The 20,572-nt window shown below is 31.7% G+C and carries 14 protein-coding genes; 13 read left to right on the top strand and 1 reads right to left on the bottom strand.

The features are described from left to right. Positions 1-312: 312 nt before the first annotated feature. The 4 genes from AC0N0V_RS15205 (at position 313) to AC0N0V_RS15190 (ending at position 3,304) form a co-directional block, all read left to right on the top strand. Positions 313-1,083, top strand: a complete 771-nt coding sequence (locus tag AC0N0V_RS15205; RefSeq protein WP_474458888.1) for a YoaK family protein — start codon at positions 313-315, stop codon at positions 1,081-1,083. Positions 1,084-1,253: 170 nt separating this feature from the next. Further along, a complete protein-coding gene (locus tag AC0N0V_RS15200) occupies positions 1,254-1,490 on the top strand; it encodes a helix-turn-helix transcriptional regulator (RefSeq protein WP_474458887.1) in 237 nt (78 codons plus the stop codon). Then, positions 1,491-1,943 carry a peptide deformylase gene (gene def, locus AC0N0V_RS15195; protein ID WP_474458886.1) on the top strand — a complete coding sequence of 151 codons (453 nt, stop codon included), beginning with the start codon at positions 1,491-1,493 and terminating at the stop codon, positions 1,941-1,943. A 314-nt stretch (positions 1,944-2,257) separates the two neighbouring features. Beyond that, entirely contained in the window at positions 2,258-3,304 is a 1,047-nt protein-coding gene (locus tag AC0N0V_RS15190; protein WP_474458885.1) for an alpha/beta hydrolase, read from the top strand. A gap of 197 nt (positions 3,305-3,501) precedes the next feature. On the opposite strand, the gene AC0N0V_RS15185 is transcribed toward AC0N0V_RS15190, so the two are convergent. Continuing rightward, the gene (locus AC0N0V_RS15185; protein ID WP_474458884.1) at positions 3,502-4,092 is read right to left on the bottom strand and encodes a hypothetical protein; all 591 of its coding nucleotides are present in this window, start codon (positions 4,090-4,092) and stop codon (positions 3,502-3,504) included. A gap of 299 nt (positions 4,093-4,391) precedes the next feature. Here AC0N0V_RS15185 and AC0N0V_RS15180 point away from each other — a divergent pair, with 299 nt between their 5' ends. The 9 genes from AC0N0V_RS15180 to AC0N0V_RS15140 all read left to right on the top strand — a co-directional run bounded on the left by AC0N0V_RS15180 (position 4,392) and on the right by AC0N0V_RS15140 (position 20,568). Further along, positions 4,392-7,433: an AAA family ATPase gene (locus tag AC0N0V_RS15180; protein WP_474458883.1), complete on the top strand. Its 3,042-nt coding sequence runs from the start codon at positions 4,392-4,394 to the stop codon at positions 7,431-7,433. Positions 7,434-8,066: 633 nt separating this feature from the next. Next, on the top strand, positions 8,067-9,557 hold the full coding sequence (locus AC0N0V_RS15175) for an amino acid permease (protein ID WP_474458882.1): 1,491 nt from the start codon (positions 8,067-8,069) through the stop codon (positions 9,555-9,557). Between the two features lie 276 nt (positions 9,558-9,833). After that, positions 9,834-10,730, top strand: coding sequence for a glutamate formimidoyltransferase (ftcD, locus tag AC0N0V_RS15170; RefSeq protein ID WP_474458881.1), 897 nt, complete (start codon positions 9,834-9,836; stop codon positions 10,728-10,730). Between the two features lie 124 nt (positions 10,731-10,854). Next, on the top strand, positions 10,855-12,879 hold the full coding sequence (locus tag AC0N0V_RS15165) for a urocanate hydratase (protein ID WP_474458880.1): 2,025 nt from the start codon (positions 10,855-10,857) through the stop codon (positions 12,877-12,879). Positions 12,880-13,173: 294 nt separating this feature from the next. Then, a complete protein-coding gene (hutI, locus tag AC0N0V_RS15160; protein WP_474458879.1) occupies positions 13,174-14,424 on the top strand; it encodes an imidazolonepropionase in 1,251 nt (416 codons plus the stop codon). 2 nt (positions 14,425-14,426) lie between these two features. Next, positions 14,427-15,065, top strand: coding sequence for a cyclodeaminase/cyclohydrolase family protein (locus AC0N0V_RS15155; RefSeq protein WP_474458878.1), 639 nt, complete (start codon positions 14,427-14,429; stop codon positions 15,063-15,065). A 28-nt stretch (positions 15,066-15,093) separates the two neighbouring features. Then, the gene (gene hutH / locus AC0N0V_RS15150; protein ID WP_474458877.1) at positions 15,094-16,617 is read left to right on the top strand and encodes a histidine ammonia-lyase; all 1,524 of its coding nucleotides are present in this window, start codon (positions 15,094-15,096) and stop codon (positions 16,615-16,617) included. 611 nt (positions 16,618-17,228) lie between these two features. After that, entirely contained in the window at positions 17,229-18,344 is a 1,116-nt protein-coding gene (locus AC0N0V_RS15145; protein WP_474458876.1) for an SLAC1 family transporter, read from the top strand. Between the two features lie 151 nt (positions 18,345-18,495). After that, a complete protein-coding gene (locus tag AC0N0V_RS15140) occupies positions 18,496-20,568 on the top strand; it encodes a molybdopterin oxidoreductase family protein (RefSeq protein WP_474458875.1) in 2,073 nt (690 codons plus the stop codon). The last annotated feature ends 4 nt before the right edge of the window (positions 20,569-20,572 follow it).

Below are 20,572 nucleotides of genomic sequence, written 5' to 3'. Positions count from 1 at the left end.
TAATTTTCATTAAAATAGCTACTTATAATTTTAATACTGCTTATGTGTGCTTTAAAGCAACAAAATGATTAAGAAGTAAATAGAGGTAGATATATTCTTCCCATTGTCTTGAATATCTAAGTAAAAGAACTCCCATATAAGGGGGTTTTTACTATGTATATAAGTTAAATAAAGTATAAATTTTTTAATTACAAAGAATTAGTTAGATATTTTATTGAATTATAGTAAACTATAGAAAATATTGACTAATAATATAGAAATACAGTGTTTGTATTTATTATTTTAGCAGATTAAAATATAAGATAGTTGCTAATGAAATACTATACGTTGTTATTGGAAGGTGATATTTTGATTTTGCTTACTAAGAATAAAGAAGTATTTAAAGAAGTATATACATATAATAAAGTTTCTGAATCTGTCCATTTAGGAATATTACTTGCAATGGTTGGTGGAATTTTAGACGCCTATACCTTTGTAGGCAGAGGTGGAGTTTTTGCAAATGCACAAACAGGTAATATAGTACTTATGGCAATAGAAGCCTCAAGGGAAAATTGGAGACAAGTTCTTGTTAATTTTGCTCCAATTTTAGCTTTTATATTAGGGGTAATTGTTGTTGAAACTATAAAAAGGAATTCACCATTTTTTATACCAGATTGGTCAAGAGCAATATTAGTGCTAGAAGCCATAGTACTCTTTGTCATTGGGTTTACTCCTAGTACTATACCAGATGAAATTGTTACAGTAACTATTTCATTCGTATCTTCAATACAGATATCATCCTTTAGAAAATTAGTTGATTCTGCTTATAGTACAACCATGTCTACTGGAAATTTAAGAACAGCATTAGAAGCTGCTTATATAGCTGTTATGGAAAAGAATACTACAGCAGCCATAAGAGCCATAAGATATATAACTATACTAATTTCATTTTTTATAGGAGGACTTATAGGAGCGCTGTTAACTTTGGATATTGGTGTAAAGGCAATATGGAGTGCAGTTTTTATATTAATTTGTTCTCTAATATTATTTAATATAGATGAGCACAGAACAAATTCATCAAAAAAAATATTGGGAAAAGTATAGGAAGTATATAAAATAAGTTGTATTAAGGGTTAAAATACTAGTAATTTATTGCGAAGTTTATTTACATTAAGATAAGCTTTCTGCTATAGGGTGTGTAAGGTCAACTTGACATAAAAATAAAACAGTGCTATATTGGCAATGTAAGGTTAACATTGCAGGAGTGATAATTAATGAAAAATAAATTAAAAGAGTTTCGTGAATCTCTCGGACTAACCCAGGAACAATTAGGAGAATTGGTAGGGGTATCAAGACAGGCAATTAACTCTATTGAAACTGAAAAGTTTGAACCGTCTATATGGTTGGCTTATGATATTGCTAAAGTATTCCATAGTACAATAGAGGAAGTTTTTATTTTTGAAGAAAGTGAAAGAAAATCAAGAGCACAGAAAAGTAGAGGTATAGTTTAAATGGCATTAAGACAAATCAGATTTTCTGATGATCAAATATTGAGAAAAAAGAGCAAAGTGGTCGAAGTAGTAGATGATAAAATAAGACAAATACTAAACGATATGGCAGATACTATGTATAATACTGAAAATGGTGGAGGATTAGCAGCTCCACAAGTAGGTATATTAAAACGATTGGTCGTAATAGATATGGGACAAGGTCTTATAAAGTTAGTTAATCCAAAGATAATTAATCAAGAAGGAACTCAAGAAGTTATAGAAGGATGCTTAAGCATTCCGAATAAGTGGGGAAAGTTAATAAGACCTGCAAAAGTAACAGTACAGGCTCTAAATGAAAATGGCAAGGAAATTATATTAACAGATACAGGAGATTTAGCAAAATGTTTCTGTCACGAAATAGATCATTTAGAAGGTATCCTTTTTACTGATTTGGTTACCGAATATATAAAGTAATACTATTTAATATTGTTATTGAGCTTGATAAGAATATCAAATAGTTGTAGGTAGTGAACAATTTTCTTATTTAACGACCCAAATATGAAAACCTAACAATTATTTAAAACACCGTATTATTTAGGAGTTGATATGCTCCCCTTTCTACTTACAGATTTAAAATAAAAATCTGTAAGTAGAAAGGGGAGTATTTTCCATATTCAGAGATTGTTATTATGGTAGATTTAAGTATAATAAAACAGCATAGGTATAAAATACATAAAAAGATTTATTTTTTCAGTTATTAAATTCAGCGTAATATGGAGGTTAATTAAATGAAAAATAAGAAAGGTATTTGGATATTTGTAGTCATAGTCCTGGCCTTTATTACTGGAGCGTTCTTACTTGTTAAAAGCTTAACTACAACGAGTTATGGTAAACTTAATATGAAGGTCGCTGTAATGTTGAAGGTTAAAAAGTACTTTAATCCTAGTTCAATTAAAGGAAAACAAATAAATGAAATACGTGAAATCTTAAATAAAGATTCTACTATATGGAGCGCTAAACCTATACCTTTTTCTAATATAAAAAATGTTACTATAGATATATCTTCAACTAAGGTACCTATACGTATATATACGCCTGAAGGCGGTAGTAGGCTTCCTATAATTGTTTATTCGCATGGCGGTTTTTGGATTTCAGGAAATCTAGATACCTGTGATAATATTTGCAGGAAGCTTTCAAAAAATACAAAAGCAATAGTAGTATCAGTTGGTTATCGTCTTGCACCGGAAAATCCTTTTCCAGCTGGAATAAATGATGTGTATAATGTGGTTCAGTGGGTTTATAAAAATGCTGAAAGTATTAATGGAGATGCAAGACATATAGCGGTTGCAGGAGATAGTGCTGGTGGTAATCTTGCAGCTGCAGTTTCTCAGATGACACGGGATAAAAATGGACCCCACATAACTTGTCAGGTACTAATATATCCTTCTACAAACATATTTCAATTAAATAGTGAATCTTGGTCCTATTTGTCAAATAATTTTAATATTTCAAGAGAGGATATGGAGAAATATATATCGCTATATGTACCGAAGAAAGAAGATAGAAAAAACCCTTATGCATCTCCTTTGTTAGCTAAAGATTTTAAGGGATTACCACATGCACTTATGATAATAGCTGAAATTGATCCATTGCGAGATGAGGGAGAAGCCTATGCTGAAAAGTTGAAGGAGGCGGGTGATGAGATAGTTGTTACTAGATATAAAGGTAGTACACATGGATTCGTTGAAATGGATCGGATTTCAAAGGAAGGGGATAAAGCTTTAAACGAAATTTCTTCATATCTTCAAAAAGAGTTTCAGAAGGATAAATCTTGATTTTATAATTCGTTGAAACAACTATATTTTTGTTCATTAATAAATTCTCTCTAAATAAAGAATCTCGTATGATATAGAATGTATGAGTTAAAAAGAAATTGAAATTTAAAATTAATGATTGAATACTGTAGTAAAAGAAAAAGCAGTTAATTGATACAAATATCAATTAACTGCTTTTTCTTATTTTAAACTATAAACTATTTCTTTAATTCTTGTTTTCCAGTTATAACTGTTTTTTCGTCATCAGCTTTATCAGCTATTGTAAATGTCTTTTGAGCTTCTTCATTTAAGAAGTAAATGTTTCCATCAATTTTTGCATTTACTAATTTAAAGTTCTTACCAGCTATATAAAGGTCACCTTTATAATTTCCATGTTCAATACTTCCGTATGGGCTGTTGAAAGTAATTTTTGGAGCTGTTAAGTTAAAACGTGCAGTAACTTTTTTGTTAGCATCTTGAGTGTAAAGACCTAGCTTACGTTGGTAAGTTTCTTTTCCGCTTGCATCTTTCTTACCATTCTTGAATTCGCCATCAACAACTATTTCTTTGTCTGTAGTTAAGTCTTTTGTTGTTGCAACAATCCACTTACCATCTTTGCTTAATCCTTTTTGTAGAGCATCTACGTTGTCAACTACTGAAGCTGTTGTAACAACATCTGTTTTCTTCTCTTGTTTTGTTTCAGTCTTAGTTTCTTGCTTAGTTTCTTGTTTTGGTTGTTCTTTTTGAGCGCATCCTGTAAAAATTGTAGCTGCTACTGCTACTGTTAATAATAACGCTTTTATTTTCATAGCTAAATCCCCCTAAATATGTAATTTAATTTTTACCTGTTTAAATTATAACATAAATGATTAAATATTAACAAGAAAAAATGTGATTTTTCTTTTAATTATAAAATAATTAAATAAGATCGCTAATTTATATTGAAATGAACTGAAAATTTATGAAATTTGTATTTAGTTTGTTTTTATAATGGTTATTAAGCCATATAAGTTTAAATATTTTATTAAGTTTGAAAATTTGGCAAAAATATACTAAAATAATTATAGTTACTAAAAATAAAGGTCTGTAGACTTAAAGAGGTGTCAATATGAATTGTATCCACGTAAAATTACTAGGCAACTTTATTACGACCTTGAACGGAAAAAATATTTTATTTCCTTATAACAAGGTACAAGCTTTATTTTGTTATATAGTAGTTAAAAAACAGGCTACAAGAGAAGAATTATCAGCACTTTTATGGCCAGATATGGAGGAGAATATTGCAAGGAAAAATTTAAGAAATGCAATATATAAATTAAAAAAGTCTTTTGCTGAAGAAGGAGTTCTAAGCTTTCTTAATAAGTCAACAATCGCGCTAAGTTCTAGTATAAAAATTGAAACAGATGTTGATATTTTTATCAATAATAAAGATGAAATAAGCATATATACAGGAGAATTTTTAAAGGGATGTATTTTAAAGGATGCTGAGAACTTTGAGCAGTGGATTCTTGAAATTAGAGGGGAACTAGAAGGAATATATTTAAAAAGGCTTTACGAGCAGATATTACTTCAAAGTAGCAATAAGAATTATGAAAAGGTAGAACAATACTGTAAGTTATTGATAAAAGCTGATGAGTTTAATGAAGAAGCCTATAGGCAATTAATTCTATGCTATAAGAATCAGGGAAGGTTTAATAATGCAATTAAAGTTTATAATGAACTCACTGAAATTTTAAATAAGGAACTATCTATTGCTCCAGATGTTAAAACGAGAAAGGTTTTTAAAGAAGTATTAGATTTGATAAATGAAAGACATGAAACAGAAAAGAGTGAATATTATTTTTATGGAAGACTTAATGAATTAAGAATTATGAAAAGTAATTATCATAATTTTATCAATAATAAAGATACGAAATCTATACTAATAAAGGGTGAAATGGGTATAGGAAAAACAAGTCTTAAAAATAAGTTTCTTGAGCAAATAGATAAAGAAAAGGTTCATGTTTTTGAGACAAATTGTTATCAGTTTGAAAATGAATATGAGTTAAAGCCATGGAGAAATATTATTTCAAATTTAGCAGGAATTATACATAGGGATAAAATTAAAGTCCCTGGTATTCTGGAAAACGTAATAAGTGGGTTGGTACCTGAAGCTGATAATGACAACCATTCTGAAAATGAGAAAGCAGAGGGGACTATAGATATACTTAAATATGATGTTATAGGAAACATAATAACAGATATGCTTAAAAGAATATCAACCAATAAAAAAATACTAATAGTTTTTGAAGATATACAGTGGATGGACCCTGTTAGTATGTCACTACTTACAAGTTGTATTTTGCATTGTGAGCAGAATAATGTTATGTTCTTACTGACTTGCAGAAATGAATTCAATCCATACATAGATAGATTTTTTGCTTCTACAAGAAAATATGACAAAATTCAAATTACAGAACTATTAAGGTTCAGCACTTCGGAAGTAGAAAGTTTTATTAATCAAGGACTTAAAGGTCATAAACTATCTAAAGAAATGTTAAATAAAATATATACAGAAACAGAAGGAAACACATTCTTTATTACAGAGTATCTGAATATTATAAAATCTAAAAACAATGTTAATATAATGACATCTCATATGAAGGATGTTTTGAAAAGTCGATTTATGGACATATCTGAAGAGGAGAAGAAGATAACTGAAATTGCATCATTATTTCATGATGAGGTACCTATGTTTATTTTAAAAGAATTAATGCAGAAAGATGAACTTGAAATAATGGATATAATAGAAAGACTTGAAGATAAGTTTATTTTAAAAGAAACGATCATTAAGAATGACATATGTTTCAAGTTTACTCACCAAAAGTTGAGAGAATTTCAATACATGAGTTTATCACAGGCTAAAAAAAAGATACTACATAATAGAGTAGGAGAGCTTCTTGAAAGAACACTTAAAAATAATATTGGAGATATTAATATATATTACAAGTTAATATATCATTTTGAAAATGCGAATAATTATATGGCTATTCTTAAATATAGAATTAAGAGTCTAAATACCTATCTTAATTTTAGTCATGAATTATTTCCAGTAATTTATTTTGATGATAAATATTGTGATAAATTATATTTTAGTGAAACTAAGACTATACAAAGCATAATAGAAATTGAGAGTCTTTTAGATAAAGTAAAACAGGAAGAAGGAAATACAATAGAGGTTCTGAGATTTGAGATATGTGTACTTCACATAAAAGGAAGATATCTAATAAGGAAAGGTGAATATGAAGAGGGTATAAAAAATATTCAAGATATGATTGTTAAAGCTAGTGAAGTTGATTGCAATGAATATGTTATTGAAGGTTATAAGCAAATGATTTTTTATTGTATTCAGACAAATAAAATTGATGAAATGATAATGTACATAAATAACGGATTACATACAGCTGAGGGGTATAATTATAAAAAAGAAATAGGAATCTTATTAAGATTTAAAGCTTTGCATAAAAAGATGATTGGAGAGAATGAGGAAGCAGAAGCATTATTTGAGGAATGCATTCGTACATTAAGTAGTACAAAAAATACATCTAATCAATATGCTTTAAGCATAGCTGCCTGTTACAATTATATAGGAGATATAAGAAAGAAAACTGAAAGATTTTTAGAGGCATTGCAGTACTATAATAAGGCCATTGAGATATGTGAAGAAAAAAATGCATGGACAAGTCTTGCTTTATTTTATACTAATGCTGGCGAAACAGCATTTTATATTAATGACCTAAGTATGGCAAAGGGTTACTTTGAAAAGGCTTTAAATAATTATAAGCAGTTTGATTTTACCTGGGGAAGATCTGTAGCAGAAGCTTTTATGGCACTAATTTTAATAAAAGAGGGAAACTTTGCAGAAGGATTAAGGTATTTAAAAAATGCAGATATAAATTCCACAGCTTTGAAAAATCCAAAGGAAATAGGAATCGTCTATAGAGTAAAAACTGAAATAAAGCTTAATATGAGAGATAACATTAGTTTAAAAAAAGTATTTGAGAAGAACTTAAGCGAGAGCTTTGATAAATACCTAAAAATGGGGATAAGGTATTTAAAGGAGGCAGGAGAAGAATATCAAATTAATATTTTAAGTAAATTAATAAGTTAGTAAATCAGTGAGGAAACTCACTGATTCATTTTACGTCTATAGAAATTTTTGAACTTTAGAGAAAATTTGAAAAATTTTTTATTCTGTAGACGTTTTAAAGATGTTTATAGTATATAATTAAGGAAACTAGCTAGTTAAAAAATAAACAATGAAACAAAAATTTTTATCTTTATTTTAAAATTTATAAGATTAAATTAATGACTTTTAAGATAAAAATAGTTTTTACCACACCTTCTGAGTGCAAAAAGAATTTTCTTCAAGTTTATCGAATAGGTAATCAAAATCTCTTGAATTCAAAATAGTTAACTACATGAGGACCTGATTTGCTTAATTAAGTTTTAAGCGGGTTAGAAAGCCTTTCTAAACTAAGTTTCACTTTATCCGATGACTACCTGCTCTAATACTCCCTCGCACTCTGTGAAAGCGACTATCACCAAATCAGAGATTTGGGATATCTGCTTTTCTCCAAGATGGGAGTAAAGAGCGGCTACGTCTCTGGATAACGATTTCTAAGCATCAGGTGGAGTTAAAACTCCATCTGATGCCAAGAACTCTGTTTATCATGGTTTTGTGAAAGTATTGTCTATATAAGATAATATATAATTCACTGGAAATAAAAAAGGGGGAATTTTTATGAATGTAAACCTGGAAACGAAAAGTCAAGGCGAATTACACCGAAGTCTAAAACCAAGGCATATGAACATGATTGCTATAGGAGGGGCAATAGGAACAGGACTATTCTTTGCCAGTGGTAATGCAATCAGCTCAGCAGGTCCGGGTGGTGCTCTTGTAGCATATGGCATCATGGGAATGGTTGTATATTTCTTAATGACATCCCTTGGAGAAATGGCTACAATGATACCAAGCTCTGGTTCTTTTGAAACCTATGCGTCAAGGTTTGTTGACCCTGCGCTTGGTGTTGCACTAGGCTGGAACTATTGGTTTAACTGGGCTATTACGCTTGCAGCAGAGCTAGTAGCAGGTGGACTTATTGTTAAGTTCTGGTTACCTAATACCCATACTACACTTTGGAGCATAGGATTTCTAGCTATTCTATTCAGCTTGAATCTCATGTCTGCGAGAGCATATGGTGAAGGGGAATACTGGTTTGCCAGTATAAAAGTTTTAACGATTTTTATATTTCTCATTGTCGGTGTACTTGTAATAGTTGGAATCATGGGGGGCCATCCAACTGGATTTAATAACTGGGTACTTAATGATGGAAAAGGCCATACTGCACCATTTGTAGGTGGTGGAATAGCAATACTAACTGGATTCTTAACGGCAGGATTTTCCTTTGCAGGTACAGAAGTTGTTGGACTTGCTGCTGGTGAATCCGAAAACCCTCAAAAGGATGTACCGAAAGCTATTAATACAGTTTTTTGGAGAATACTTATATTTTATATAGGGTCAATTACTGTTATTGGATTTATTATTCCTTTTACAGATCCCAATCTATTGAAGAATGGTGTAGCAGATGTAGCATTCAGTCCTTTCACAATTGTGTTTCAAAGATGTGGTATTGCAGCAGCAGCATCTGTAATGAATGCAGTTATACTAACTTCTGTTCTTTCTTGTGGTAACTCTGGACTTTATGCAGGATCTCGTATGATATATGCTATGGCTAAGGAGGGAAAAGCACCAAAATTATTTGCGAAAATAAATAAAAGAGGAGTTCCAGTAAATGCACTTATCCTTACAGCAGTTGTTTCCTCAACGGCATTCTTTGCATCTCTTATTGGTGACGGAAAAATATACTACATACTTTATAATTTATCTGGAATTACAACTTTCTTCTCATGGTTAGGTATAGCACTTTGTCACTATAGATTTAGAAAAGCTTATATTGCTCAAGGTAGAAATATGGAAGATCTAAAATATAAAGCTTTGTGGTATCCATTTGGACCTATATTCGCAATGATACTTTCCGTTGCTGTTATATTTGGTGCTAATATATGGGTGTTTCAGGCTGAACAATTCAGCTGGTTTGACTTTTTAACTAACTATGGAGTTATTCCTATATTTATTCTCATCTATCTTGGATACAAAAAGATAAATAAAACAAAGATAGTCCCTCTCATGGAATGCGACTTTGAACATAAAGAGCATAAAAATGTTGGATAATAATAATTATATTTAAAAAACTAAGAAACAAATTAAATGTGTGAAATAAAACTCTTTAAGGAATTGCAGTATACTGTAATTTTTTAAAGAGTTTTATTATTACATACTATTTAAAGCATTTTTAAAAGCTATTAGTTACTATGTTAGTCTATTTTACATCTACGAAAATTATCAGATTTAAAAGAAAATTTTAAAAAGTATGGCGTTATAGACGCTCTAAAGATGTATGCAGTATATAATTAAATTAAACAAAAATTAGTTAAGGGGGATTTACATATGGCAAAGTTAGTAGAATGTGTTCCAAATTTTAGTGAAGGAAGAAATAAAGAAATAATAGAAAGTATTATTGATGAAGTTAGAAGAACTGAAGGTGTAAAGCTTCTTGATTATTCATCAGATAAAGACCATAACAGAACAGTTGTAACTATGATAGGCTCACCAAAAGAGGTAAAAGAAGCGGCTTATAAGCTTATTAAAAGAGCTTCTGAACTTATAGATATGAGTAATCATCAAGGAGCACATCCAAGAATGGGTGCTACAGATGTAGTTCCATTTATTCCAATAAAGGATATAACTACAGAAGAATGTGTGCAAATGGCAAAGGAACTAGGTAAAAAAGTTGGAGAGGAATTAAACATACCTGTTTATTTATATGAAGATGCTGCTTCATCACCAGAAAGACAAAATTTGGCTAATGTTCGTAAAGGACAGTATGAGGGATTCTTTGAAAAAATAAAACAACCAGAATGGAAACCTGATTTTGGACCATGTGAAATGAATGTAAAAAGTGGAGCTACTGTTATAGGGGCAAGATTTCCCCTAATTGCTTATAATGTAAATTTAGGCACAGATAACTTAGAAATAGCAAGTACTATAGCTAAAAAAATAAGACATATTGGTGGCGGATTAAGATACGCTAAAGCAGTAGGAGTAATGTTAACTGAAAGAAACATAGCTCAAGTTTCTATAAACCTTGTAAATTATGAGAAAACAGCTATTTACACTGCACAGGAGATGGTTAAAATGGAAGCAAAAAGATATGGAGTTCCAGTAATAGGTGCAGAAGTTATCGGATTAGTTCCAATGAAAGCTTTAATAGACTGTGCAGAATATTATCTACAAATCGAGAACTTTGATGTGAACCAAGTATTAGAATCAAGATTAAGCGAGTAAAAGCACAAAGGGTGTAAAACAGAAGTTTAACTTACTCAGCCTAGCAATCTAACAATTCTTTAGAACATTAAGCAAGTTTATAGATAATCTTATATATCATTAAAAAGTATGAGGGGGATATGAGATGATTAATAATATAGATATTAGAGAGGCTATGACAATAAAATTAGATGAAATATTACCTGACATGCCAAGTTTCGTTGAGGGAATAAGAAGGGCACCAAATAGAGGATTTAATTTAACTAAAGCGCAAACAGAAATTGCATTAAAAAATGCCTTAAGATATATTCCAGCTAAATATCACGAAGAGTTAATTCCAGAGTTTTTAGAGGAACTTACTACTAAAGGGAGAATATATGGATATAGATTCCGACCAGAAGGAAGAATATATGGAAAACCTATAGATGAATATGAAGGAAAGTGCGTAGAAGGTAAAGCTTTTCAAGTTATGATAGACAACAATTTGGATTTTGAAGTAGCACTATATCCTTATGAGTTAGTTACATATGGTGAAACAGGAAGTGTGTGTCAGAACTGGATGCAGTATAGACTTATAAAGAAATATTTAGAAGTTATGACTCAAGATCAAACCCTAGTAATTGAATCAGGTCATCCACTTGGATTATTTAAGTCTAATCCGAATGCACCTAGAGTTATAATAACTAATGCATTGATGATTGGTATGTTTGACAATCTAAAAGATTGGGAAATAGCTGAAGAGATGGGAGTAGCAAATTACGGACAGATGACAGCAGGAGGATGGATGTATATAGGGCCTCAAGGAATAGTTCATGGTACATTCAATACACTACTAAATGCTGGAAGAATGAAGCTTGGTATTCCTAATGATGGCGATTTAAGTGGATATATTTTTGTAAGCTCTGGGCTTGGTGGAATGAGTGGAGCTCAACCAAAAGCTATGGAAATAGCAAGAGGTGTAGGTATAATCGCAGAAGTAGATGAATCAAGAATTAAAACAAGATTTGATCAAGGTTGGGTTAATAAAATTTCAGCTAACTTAGAAGAAGTATTTGAAATTGCTAAAGAGTACGTAAGTAAAAAAGAGCCTATATCTATTGGTTATCATGGAAATATAGTAGATTTACTTGAGTATGCAGTTAACAATAATATAAAGATAGATTTATTATCAGATCAGACTTCATGTCATAATGTATATGAAGGTGGATATTGTCCAAGCGGAATTACTTTTGAAGAAAGAACAAGACTTCTTGCAGAAGATAGAGAAACCTTTAGAAAATTAATAGATAAGACACTTAGACGTCATTTTGAAGTGATAAAAATTCTAGTAGAAAGAGGAACTTACTTCTTCGATTACGGTAACTCTTTTATGAAAGCAATATACGATGCTGGTGTTAAAGAAATATCTAAAAATGGAATTGATGAAAAGGATGGATTTATTTTTCCTTCATACGTGGAAGATATAATGGGGCCTCAGTTATTTGACTATGGTTATGGACCATTTAGATGGGTATGCTTAAGTGGAAAAAGAGAAGATTTAATTAAAACAGATAAAGCTGCTATGGATTCCATAGATGCAAATAGAAGATATCAAGATAGGGATAACTACAACTGGATAAAAGATGCAGAAAAGAATAATATGGTAGTTGGAACCCAGGCAAGGATATTATATCAAGATGCTATAGGAAGAGTTAATATAGCACTTAAGTTTAATGAGATGGTTAGAAAAGGCGAGGTTGGACCTATAATGCTAGGACGTGACCATCATGATGTTAGTGGAACAGATTCTCCATTTAGGGAAACATCTAATATTAAAGACGGAAGTAATGTAATGGCAGATATGGCTGTTCAATGCTATGCAGGAAATGCAGCTAGAGGAATGAGTCTAATAGCTCTTCATAACGGTGGTGGTGTTGGTATAGGAAAATCTATAAACGGAGGCTTTGGATTAGTTCTAGATGGAAGCTATAGAATAGATGAAATAATTAAATCTGCAATGACTTGGGATGTAATGGGTGGAGTTTCAAGACGTTCTTGGGCAAGAAATGAACACTCAATAGAAACAGTAATTGAATTTAACAAGTCTAATAAAGGTACAGATCACGTAACAATACCTTATTTAGCAGATGAGGAGCTAGTTAAAAAGTCAGTTTCTAAGTATTTTGAATAAAGATAAACAAATTTGAAGCTAGATTTACACCCCAGGATATATTAATAATTCTTCTGCACTATAAATACTTTTTAATTTGTCTAAAGCTCGGAGTTGAGAAAAGCCAAGAACTTTTAATAACTCGCTTACGCTCAGACAATTAAAAGTTCTAAGCTTTTCTCAACTCCTTCGCTAAGACTCATAAAAAAGTATTTAAATGTGCTTCAGAATTATTAATATATCCCTCTGTATAAGTCAGACTTCTAATTGATTTATCTAATAATAATCGTTTTTATTCATTATGGAGGTAGTTAAATGATAATTAAAAATATAGGTTGTTTAGTAACCTGTGCTGGTAGTTATCCTAAGGCAAAAGAGGATATGAAAGATGCAGGGATATTAGAAAATGGATATATCGTTATAAAGGATAACATTATAGAAGAAGTTGGTAGCGGCGAGGGATACAAAAAGTATTTAAATGAACATGAAGTAGTGATTGATGGACAAGGCAAAACTGTGACTCCAGGGCTTATAGATAGTCATACTCATGTTGTGTATGCAGGTTCAAGAGAGTTTGAATTGCCATTAAAGCTTCAAAAGGTTAAGTATATAGATATACTTAATGCCGGAGGCGGTATATTAAGTTCTGTAAGAAATACAAGAGAAGCCTCTATGGAAGAATTAGAAGAGCAAACTAAGAAAAGATTGGACTTAATGCTTTCTCATGGGACTACTACTATAGAAAGTAAATCTGGATATGCCTTAGATTTTGAAAATGAAGTAAAAATATTAGAAGTTAATAAGAGCTTAAATGAAAAACATCCTATAGATATAGTTTCAACTTATCTTGGTGCCCATGCTATACCTACGGAATTTAAGGGTAATAGGGATGGATATATAAATTTTATGATTGAAAAGGTAATGCCTTATATTAAGGAGCATAACTTAGCAGAGTTTGTTGATTCCTTCTGTGAGGAAGGAGTGTTTACTGTAGAAGAAACTAGAAGAATCTTTAGAGAAGCTCTTAAGCTTGGTTTTAAGCTAAAAATTCATGCCGATGAAATTGAATCTGTAGGTGCTGCAGAATTAGCAGGGGAGATGAAGGCTACATCTGCAGAACATTTAGTAGCAGCTTCAGATGAAGGTATAAAGGCTATGGCAGAGAATAATGTTGTTGCGGTACTCTTACCAACTACTTCATTCTATTTAATGCTCAACAAGTTTGCAAGAGCAAGAAAAATGATAGAAGAAGGGGTTCCTGTTGCTTTGTCAACAGACTGTAATCCAGGTACTTCTCCAACAGAATCATTACAAAGTACAATGACTTTTGCATGCTTTGGACTTAAGATGCTTCCTGAAGAAATAATAAATGCAATGACTATAAATGCTGCTTGTGCAATTAGCAGAGAAAAAGAAATAGGAAGTATTGAAAAAGGTAAAAAAGCAGATATAGCTATATTTAATGCAAAAAATCTAAATTATTTACTTTATCATTTTGGGGTAAATGCTATAGATATGGTAATTAAGAATGGTGAAATGGTAGTTAAAGAAGGGAGAATTATATAATAATGTTACAACATTTAACTTTAAAAGATTTCGTTGATGAACTTGGTTCCAAATCTCCAGCACCAGGCGGAGGGAGTATTGCTGCTCTTTCTGCTTCCCTAGCTAGTGCATTAGCTAGCATGGTATTCAACCTAACTGTAGGAAAAAAAGAATATATGGAGTATGAGGATAAGCTTAGAGAAAATATTGACGAGTCCTTAAAGAAAGTAGAATTATACAAAGAAGAATTTCTAGGTTTGATGGAAAGAGATACAGATGCATTTTTATCTTTAATGGAAGCTTTCAGAATGCCTAAAAATACAGAGGAAGAAATTAAGGCGAGAAAAGAAAAAATAAATCAAGGAAACAAGGAAGCCTTAGAGATTCCGTTAGAAGTAGCTGAAAAAGCGTATAAACTTTATGATTACATTTATACTGCAGTGGAATACGGAAATAAAAATGCAGTATCTGATGCTGGGGTTGCTGCTTCCCTAGTACAAACAGCTATAGAGGGAGCTGTGCTGAATGTAAAGATAAATATCATAGGAATGAAGGATGAAGAACGCAAAAAGGCATTAAGGGAAAGATGCAATGAATTGCTAAAAGAAAGTAAAAAGTTCAAAGAAGAGATTATGGGGATTATAGAAGATAAATTGATATAGAATATACATATATCGAGGGGGAGAAATTATGAATATTGTTAACTTAACGGGAAATAGTCTTACCGTAGAAGATTTGGTTAATGTTGCCTTTAACGGTTATAAAGTATGCCTTACAGAAGAAGCTAAGGAGAAAGTTAAAAAGGCAAGAGAGATTGTAGATAACATAGTGGATAATGATAAGATAGTATATGGTATAACTACAGGCTTTGGAAAGTTTTCAGATGTTACTATATCTGGTGAACAGTGCAAAACTCTTCAAAGAAATCTAATAATATCTCATTCCTGTGGCACAGGAGATAACTTTCCTAAAGAAATATCAAGAGCAATAATGCTTTTAAGAGCTAATAACTTGTCTAAAGGATATTCGGGAATTAGATTGAGTACTTTAGAAACACTTATTGATATGATTAATAAAGGGGTACATCCTGCAATACCAGAAAAAGGTTCTTTAGGAGCTTCTGGTGACCTAGCACCTCTTTCACATATGGTATTGCCTATGATCGGTGAAGGAGAAGCAGAGTTTGAAGGGATTATGATGTCTGGAAAAGAGGCTATGGAAAAAGCAGGAATACCTCTAGTACAGCTTGTAGCTAAGGAAGGACTAGCTTTAATAAACGGAACTCAAGTAATGACTGCAGTAGGGGCAGTATCCTTATATAGAAGTATGAATCTTTTAAAACTTAGTGATATTGCAGCAGCAATGACTTTAGAAGCTCTAAGAGGAATAAGAACTGCTTTCGATCCAAGAGTTCATCAGGTAAGACCTCACAAGGGGCAAATTGATACGGCTAAAAATATGCTTAACTTAGTAGAAGGCAGTTCTTTTGTAACAAATCAAGGTGAGATAAGAACACAAGATGCTTATACTTTAAGATGTGTTCCACAAATTCATGGAGCTAGTAAGGATGCAATAAACTATGTTAAAGAGAAGATAGAAATAGAGATGAATTCTGTAACAGACAACCCTATCGTATTTGAAAATGGAGATGTAATTTCTGGTGGAAATTTCCATGGACAACCAGTAGCGTTGAGCTTTGATTTCCTAGGGATCGCTGTGGCTGAACTAGCAAATGTTTCAGAAAGAAGACTGGAGAGATTGATAAACTATCAGTTAAACGACCTACCTCCTTTCTTAGTAAAGAATGGTGGGCTTAATTCAGGCTTTATGATCACTCAATACGCAGCGGCTTCTTTAGTTTCAGAAAATAAAGTACTAGCACATCCAGCATCGGTAGACTCTATTCCATCCTCAGCTAATCAAGAGGACCATGTGAGTATGGGTACTATCGCTGCAAGAAAGAGTCTTGATATATTAAATAATGCCACAAGGGTAGTTGCAACAGAACTTATGGCTGCTTGTCAGGCAATAGATTTTAGAGACGGGCTTACACTAGGTAAAGGGACTAGCGAAGCTTATAAGGCAATAAGAAAAAAGGTGAGTTTTATTGAAGAAGATAAAGTTATGTATAAAGAGCTAGATAAGTGTGAAGAACTTCTAATAAATGGCGAGCTTTTAAAATCAGTAGAAGAAAAAGTGAAAATAGAAATTTAGAATTATGGAGAGAAACTTGAATTGGGTGAGGCTAGGCCTTACTTGATTCAAGTTTTTTAAAAGTATAAATGATTTTATAGACTTCAGAGCAACAATCTTTCTTAAAGAACCATAGCCTAATATAGTAATACTGATTTTAGGAGAGATTCAATGTCAAAGCATAAAAAGACTACATTGTATAGACAAGAAGCTCCTGGAGTGCGCTGAAAACCGTCCACTATGAAAATATGATATCATATGCATAGGAGGGTAACTTTACTATTAGGAAATTAATATGAAGGTATAGGATACATTGAATTGTATCCTATTTTTGTGCTTGGAGATAGACGAATATAAGTCCTCATGGTTTAAGTAACAATTTTCCTTAACCGTAAGAGCAACCATGATTTAAAAAAATAGTAAACACAAGGTGATGATTTGAAATCATCACCTTGTACCTCAGAGGAAGACAAATTTTTGACTTAAAAATCTTCGAAAAATAAAAAATGTGATAAAAGTCACGGAATAAAATCCCATAACATGGTATAGTTTGACTATTAAAGATAATTAATATTATTTTATAAAAAAGTAAATATTGTAGGAAATTTTGTATTAGTTTTTGGAGGATTTAAATGTTAAAGGTAGGAGTTATGATTATTTTTTTATTTTTTAGTTTTCTTATAATAAAGAAAACGTTTTTTACGAGCTCACCTTCTGATACAGCAGCAGGTGCAATCGTAATGGCTTGTGGAATATTCATCAATGGCCCAATGAAAAACATTCACTTTATTGAAAGTAAGGGAAGTGAAGTTGCTGCAATAATGTTATTGTTACTATGGATATTTATTGGTGCATCAATTTTAAATTCAGTATTTCAAAAAAAATTCTCTGACAGACATCTAAAAAATCCAATTAAAAGTTTTGCAATTGGTACATGGATAGCAGGAACTTCTGTTTGTGGAATTGCTATCTATCAAAGGATACCACAATTAGCTGCTTTTGCACGATTTTTATTTTTTGCTAACCTGATTCTATGGATATTTTATATAGGTATTTGTCTAAAAAGTTATATAAAAATTTTTAAAAATGGCCTATGTAATAAACTACATGGTGTTCTTTTATTGTCCACTGTCAGCACTCAGTCCTTAGTGGTGCTTGGAAGTACAGTGTTTGGAAGTGCATTCCCAGCCTTGGCTAGTCAAATCATGATATCACTAGGTTGTGTCCTTTACGCAGTCGCTTTTATATTAATTGTTAAAAGATATTTATTTGATACTTCTTGGACTATTGAAGAGGATTGGCAGAATACAAATTGCATACTACATGGAGCTATGTCTATAACAGGTCTAGCAAGTGCAGTTTCAGGTGCTATAAAGCCAAGTATTATACTTGCGGTTTGGCTTTGGGTGCTAACATGGTTTGTAATAGTAGAAATTATAGAAGTACGCAGAGCTTGTAGAAGAGTTAAAAAATATGGTTTTATGCAAGGTATAGCTGCATATGATGTAACTCAATGGTCTAGAGTCTTTACCTTTGGGATGCTATATACATTTACAATGAAGTTTAATCTTTCACTTTTAAGCATTCCAAACAGTATGTTTATTAGAATTCAGAAGTTTATTCTAGAATATGGTCTTTTAGTTGTAGTTTGTGTTGTAGCGATTGAAGGATTGCTATTTTTTAAAAATGAAGTGACTAACAGGATGAAAAGTAATAACAAAATTTATCAAGATAATAAGGCAAGTTAAGTATTAATTACAATTAAATGTAAGACCTTTGAAGTGAAAATGTGATAAAAATCATGGAGTGAGGCAAAATAGTATGCTTTACCTTGATTATCAAATAACAATTAAAATATTTAATAATAGTTAGCTTAGAAGAATGGAGATGTTAAAGTAAATGGAAGTAAAACAATCGACTTGTAATTATTGTGCATTAGCGTGTAATCTTGATTTTCACGTTGAGAATACTGAAATAATCAAAGTGGTACCTACAAAGGGCTATCCTGTTAATGACGGTTTTTGCTGTATAAAAGGACTAAATTTGGGCAAACAACGTACTAAGTATAAAGGAAGCAGATTACCTCTATTAAGAGATGAAAGTGGTAACAAAGTAGAAGTTTCATGGGATAATGCTTTTCAAACCTTTGATTCAAAGATGAAATCTATTCAAGAAAAGTATGGAAAAGAAAGTGTGGCATTTATAAGTACTGGTCAAATAACTACAGAGGAAATGGCACTGCTAGGTTTTGTAGGCAGAACCTACATGGGGATTAACGGAGATGGAAATACAAGACTTTGTATGAGTACTTCTGTCGTAGCTTACAAGCAAAGTTTTGGTTTTGATGCACCACCATACACTTTAAATGATTTAGAAGTTTCAGATACTTTAATATTTATTGGGGCAAATCCAGTAGTGGCACACCCTGTTGCATGGGGACGTGTTAGAAAGAATAAGAGTGCGAAAATAATAGTAATAGATCCAAGAAAATCAGAAACAGCAGTTAATGCTGATTTATGGGTAAATCTTAAGCCAAAATCAGATTTAGTACTTTTATATACTTTAGCAAATGTACTAATTCAAAAGGATTGGATTGCTAAAGAGTATATAGAAAATTATACTGAAGATTTTGACGGATTTAAGGAGCATGTTAAAAAGTATACATTAGAAAATGTAGAAAAGGAAACTGGAATTTCTAGTGAAAGAGTACTAGAGCTTGCTGAAATAATCCATAAGGGCGAGAAAGTTTCTTTCTGGTGGACTATGGGAGTAAATCAAGGCTATCAAGCGGTTAGAACTGCTCAAGCGATAATAAACCTTGCGATTATGACTGGAAACATAGGCAGAGAAGGAACAGGAGCAAACTCATTAACTGGACAATGTAATGCTATGGGATCAAGAATGTATAGCAACACTACAGCATTATATGGTGGAAGAGACTATAACAATAAAGCTCATAGAGATGCAGTTAGTGATATATTAGGTATTAACGAAGAAATGCTGCCAACAAAACCAACAATACCATACAATGAAATAATAGATAGAGTAAATAGTGGAGAGATTAAGGCTCTTTGGGTAATTGCAACAAATCCAAGACACTCATGGACAAATAATAAGGAATTTGAAAAAGCAGCTAAAAATCTAGAGTTTCTTGTTGTTCAAGACTTATATGAAGATACTGATACTTCAGAGTTAAGTGATTTATTTTTACCTTCCGTACCAGCAATAAAAAAAGAAGGATTTTTAATTAATACAGAAAGACGTTTATCCGCAGTAACTCCTGTACTTCAAAAAGCTGAGGGAGAATTAAGTGATTACGAGATATTCCTTGGAATAGGTAAAGCCTTAGGAATGGGGGATTACTTAGAGAAGTGGAAAACACCAAGACATGCTTTTGAATTAATAAAGAGATTTAGTAAAGGTATGCCATGTGATATTACTGGAGTGGAATATGAAATGCTAGTAAACTCTAAGGGAATTCAGTGGCCATTCAAAGAAGGAGACAAGCTAGAAGAAAATCAAAGAAGACTACTTGAAGATAACAAGTACTTTACAGAGAGTAAAAAAGTAAGATTTGTATATGAGGACGTGGCTGAGAACACAAACACCAAGACAAAAGAATTCCCATACATATTAAACACAGGAAGAGGAACTGTTGGTCAATGGCACACTCAGACAAGAACTAGAGAAATTGAACTTGTGGAAAAGGTTTCTTTAAAAGATGCCTATATCATTATAAATCCAAAACTAGCAAAAGAATTAGGAATAGAAGAAAATGAACAAGTAATGATTTCATCTGTAAATGGTCATAAGAGTAAGTTCACAGTTAGATTAAGTGATAGCGTAGATAAGGAACAATTCTATGCACCAATGCATTATGTTGAAACAAATTCCTTAACACCATCTATATTTGACACTTACGCTAAAGAACCTTCATATAAGTGCGTATCAGTTAACATTGAAAAGATTTAAAAAA

The organism is Clostridium sp. CS1-1, assembly GCF_056135525.1.
This window is presented reverse-complemented; position numbering and strand designations above follow the sequence as displayed.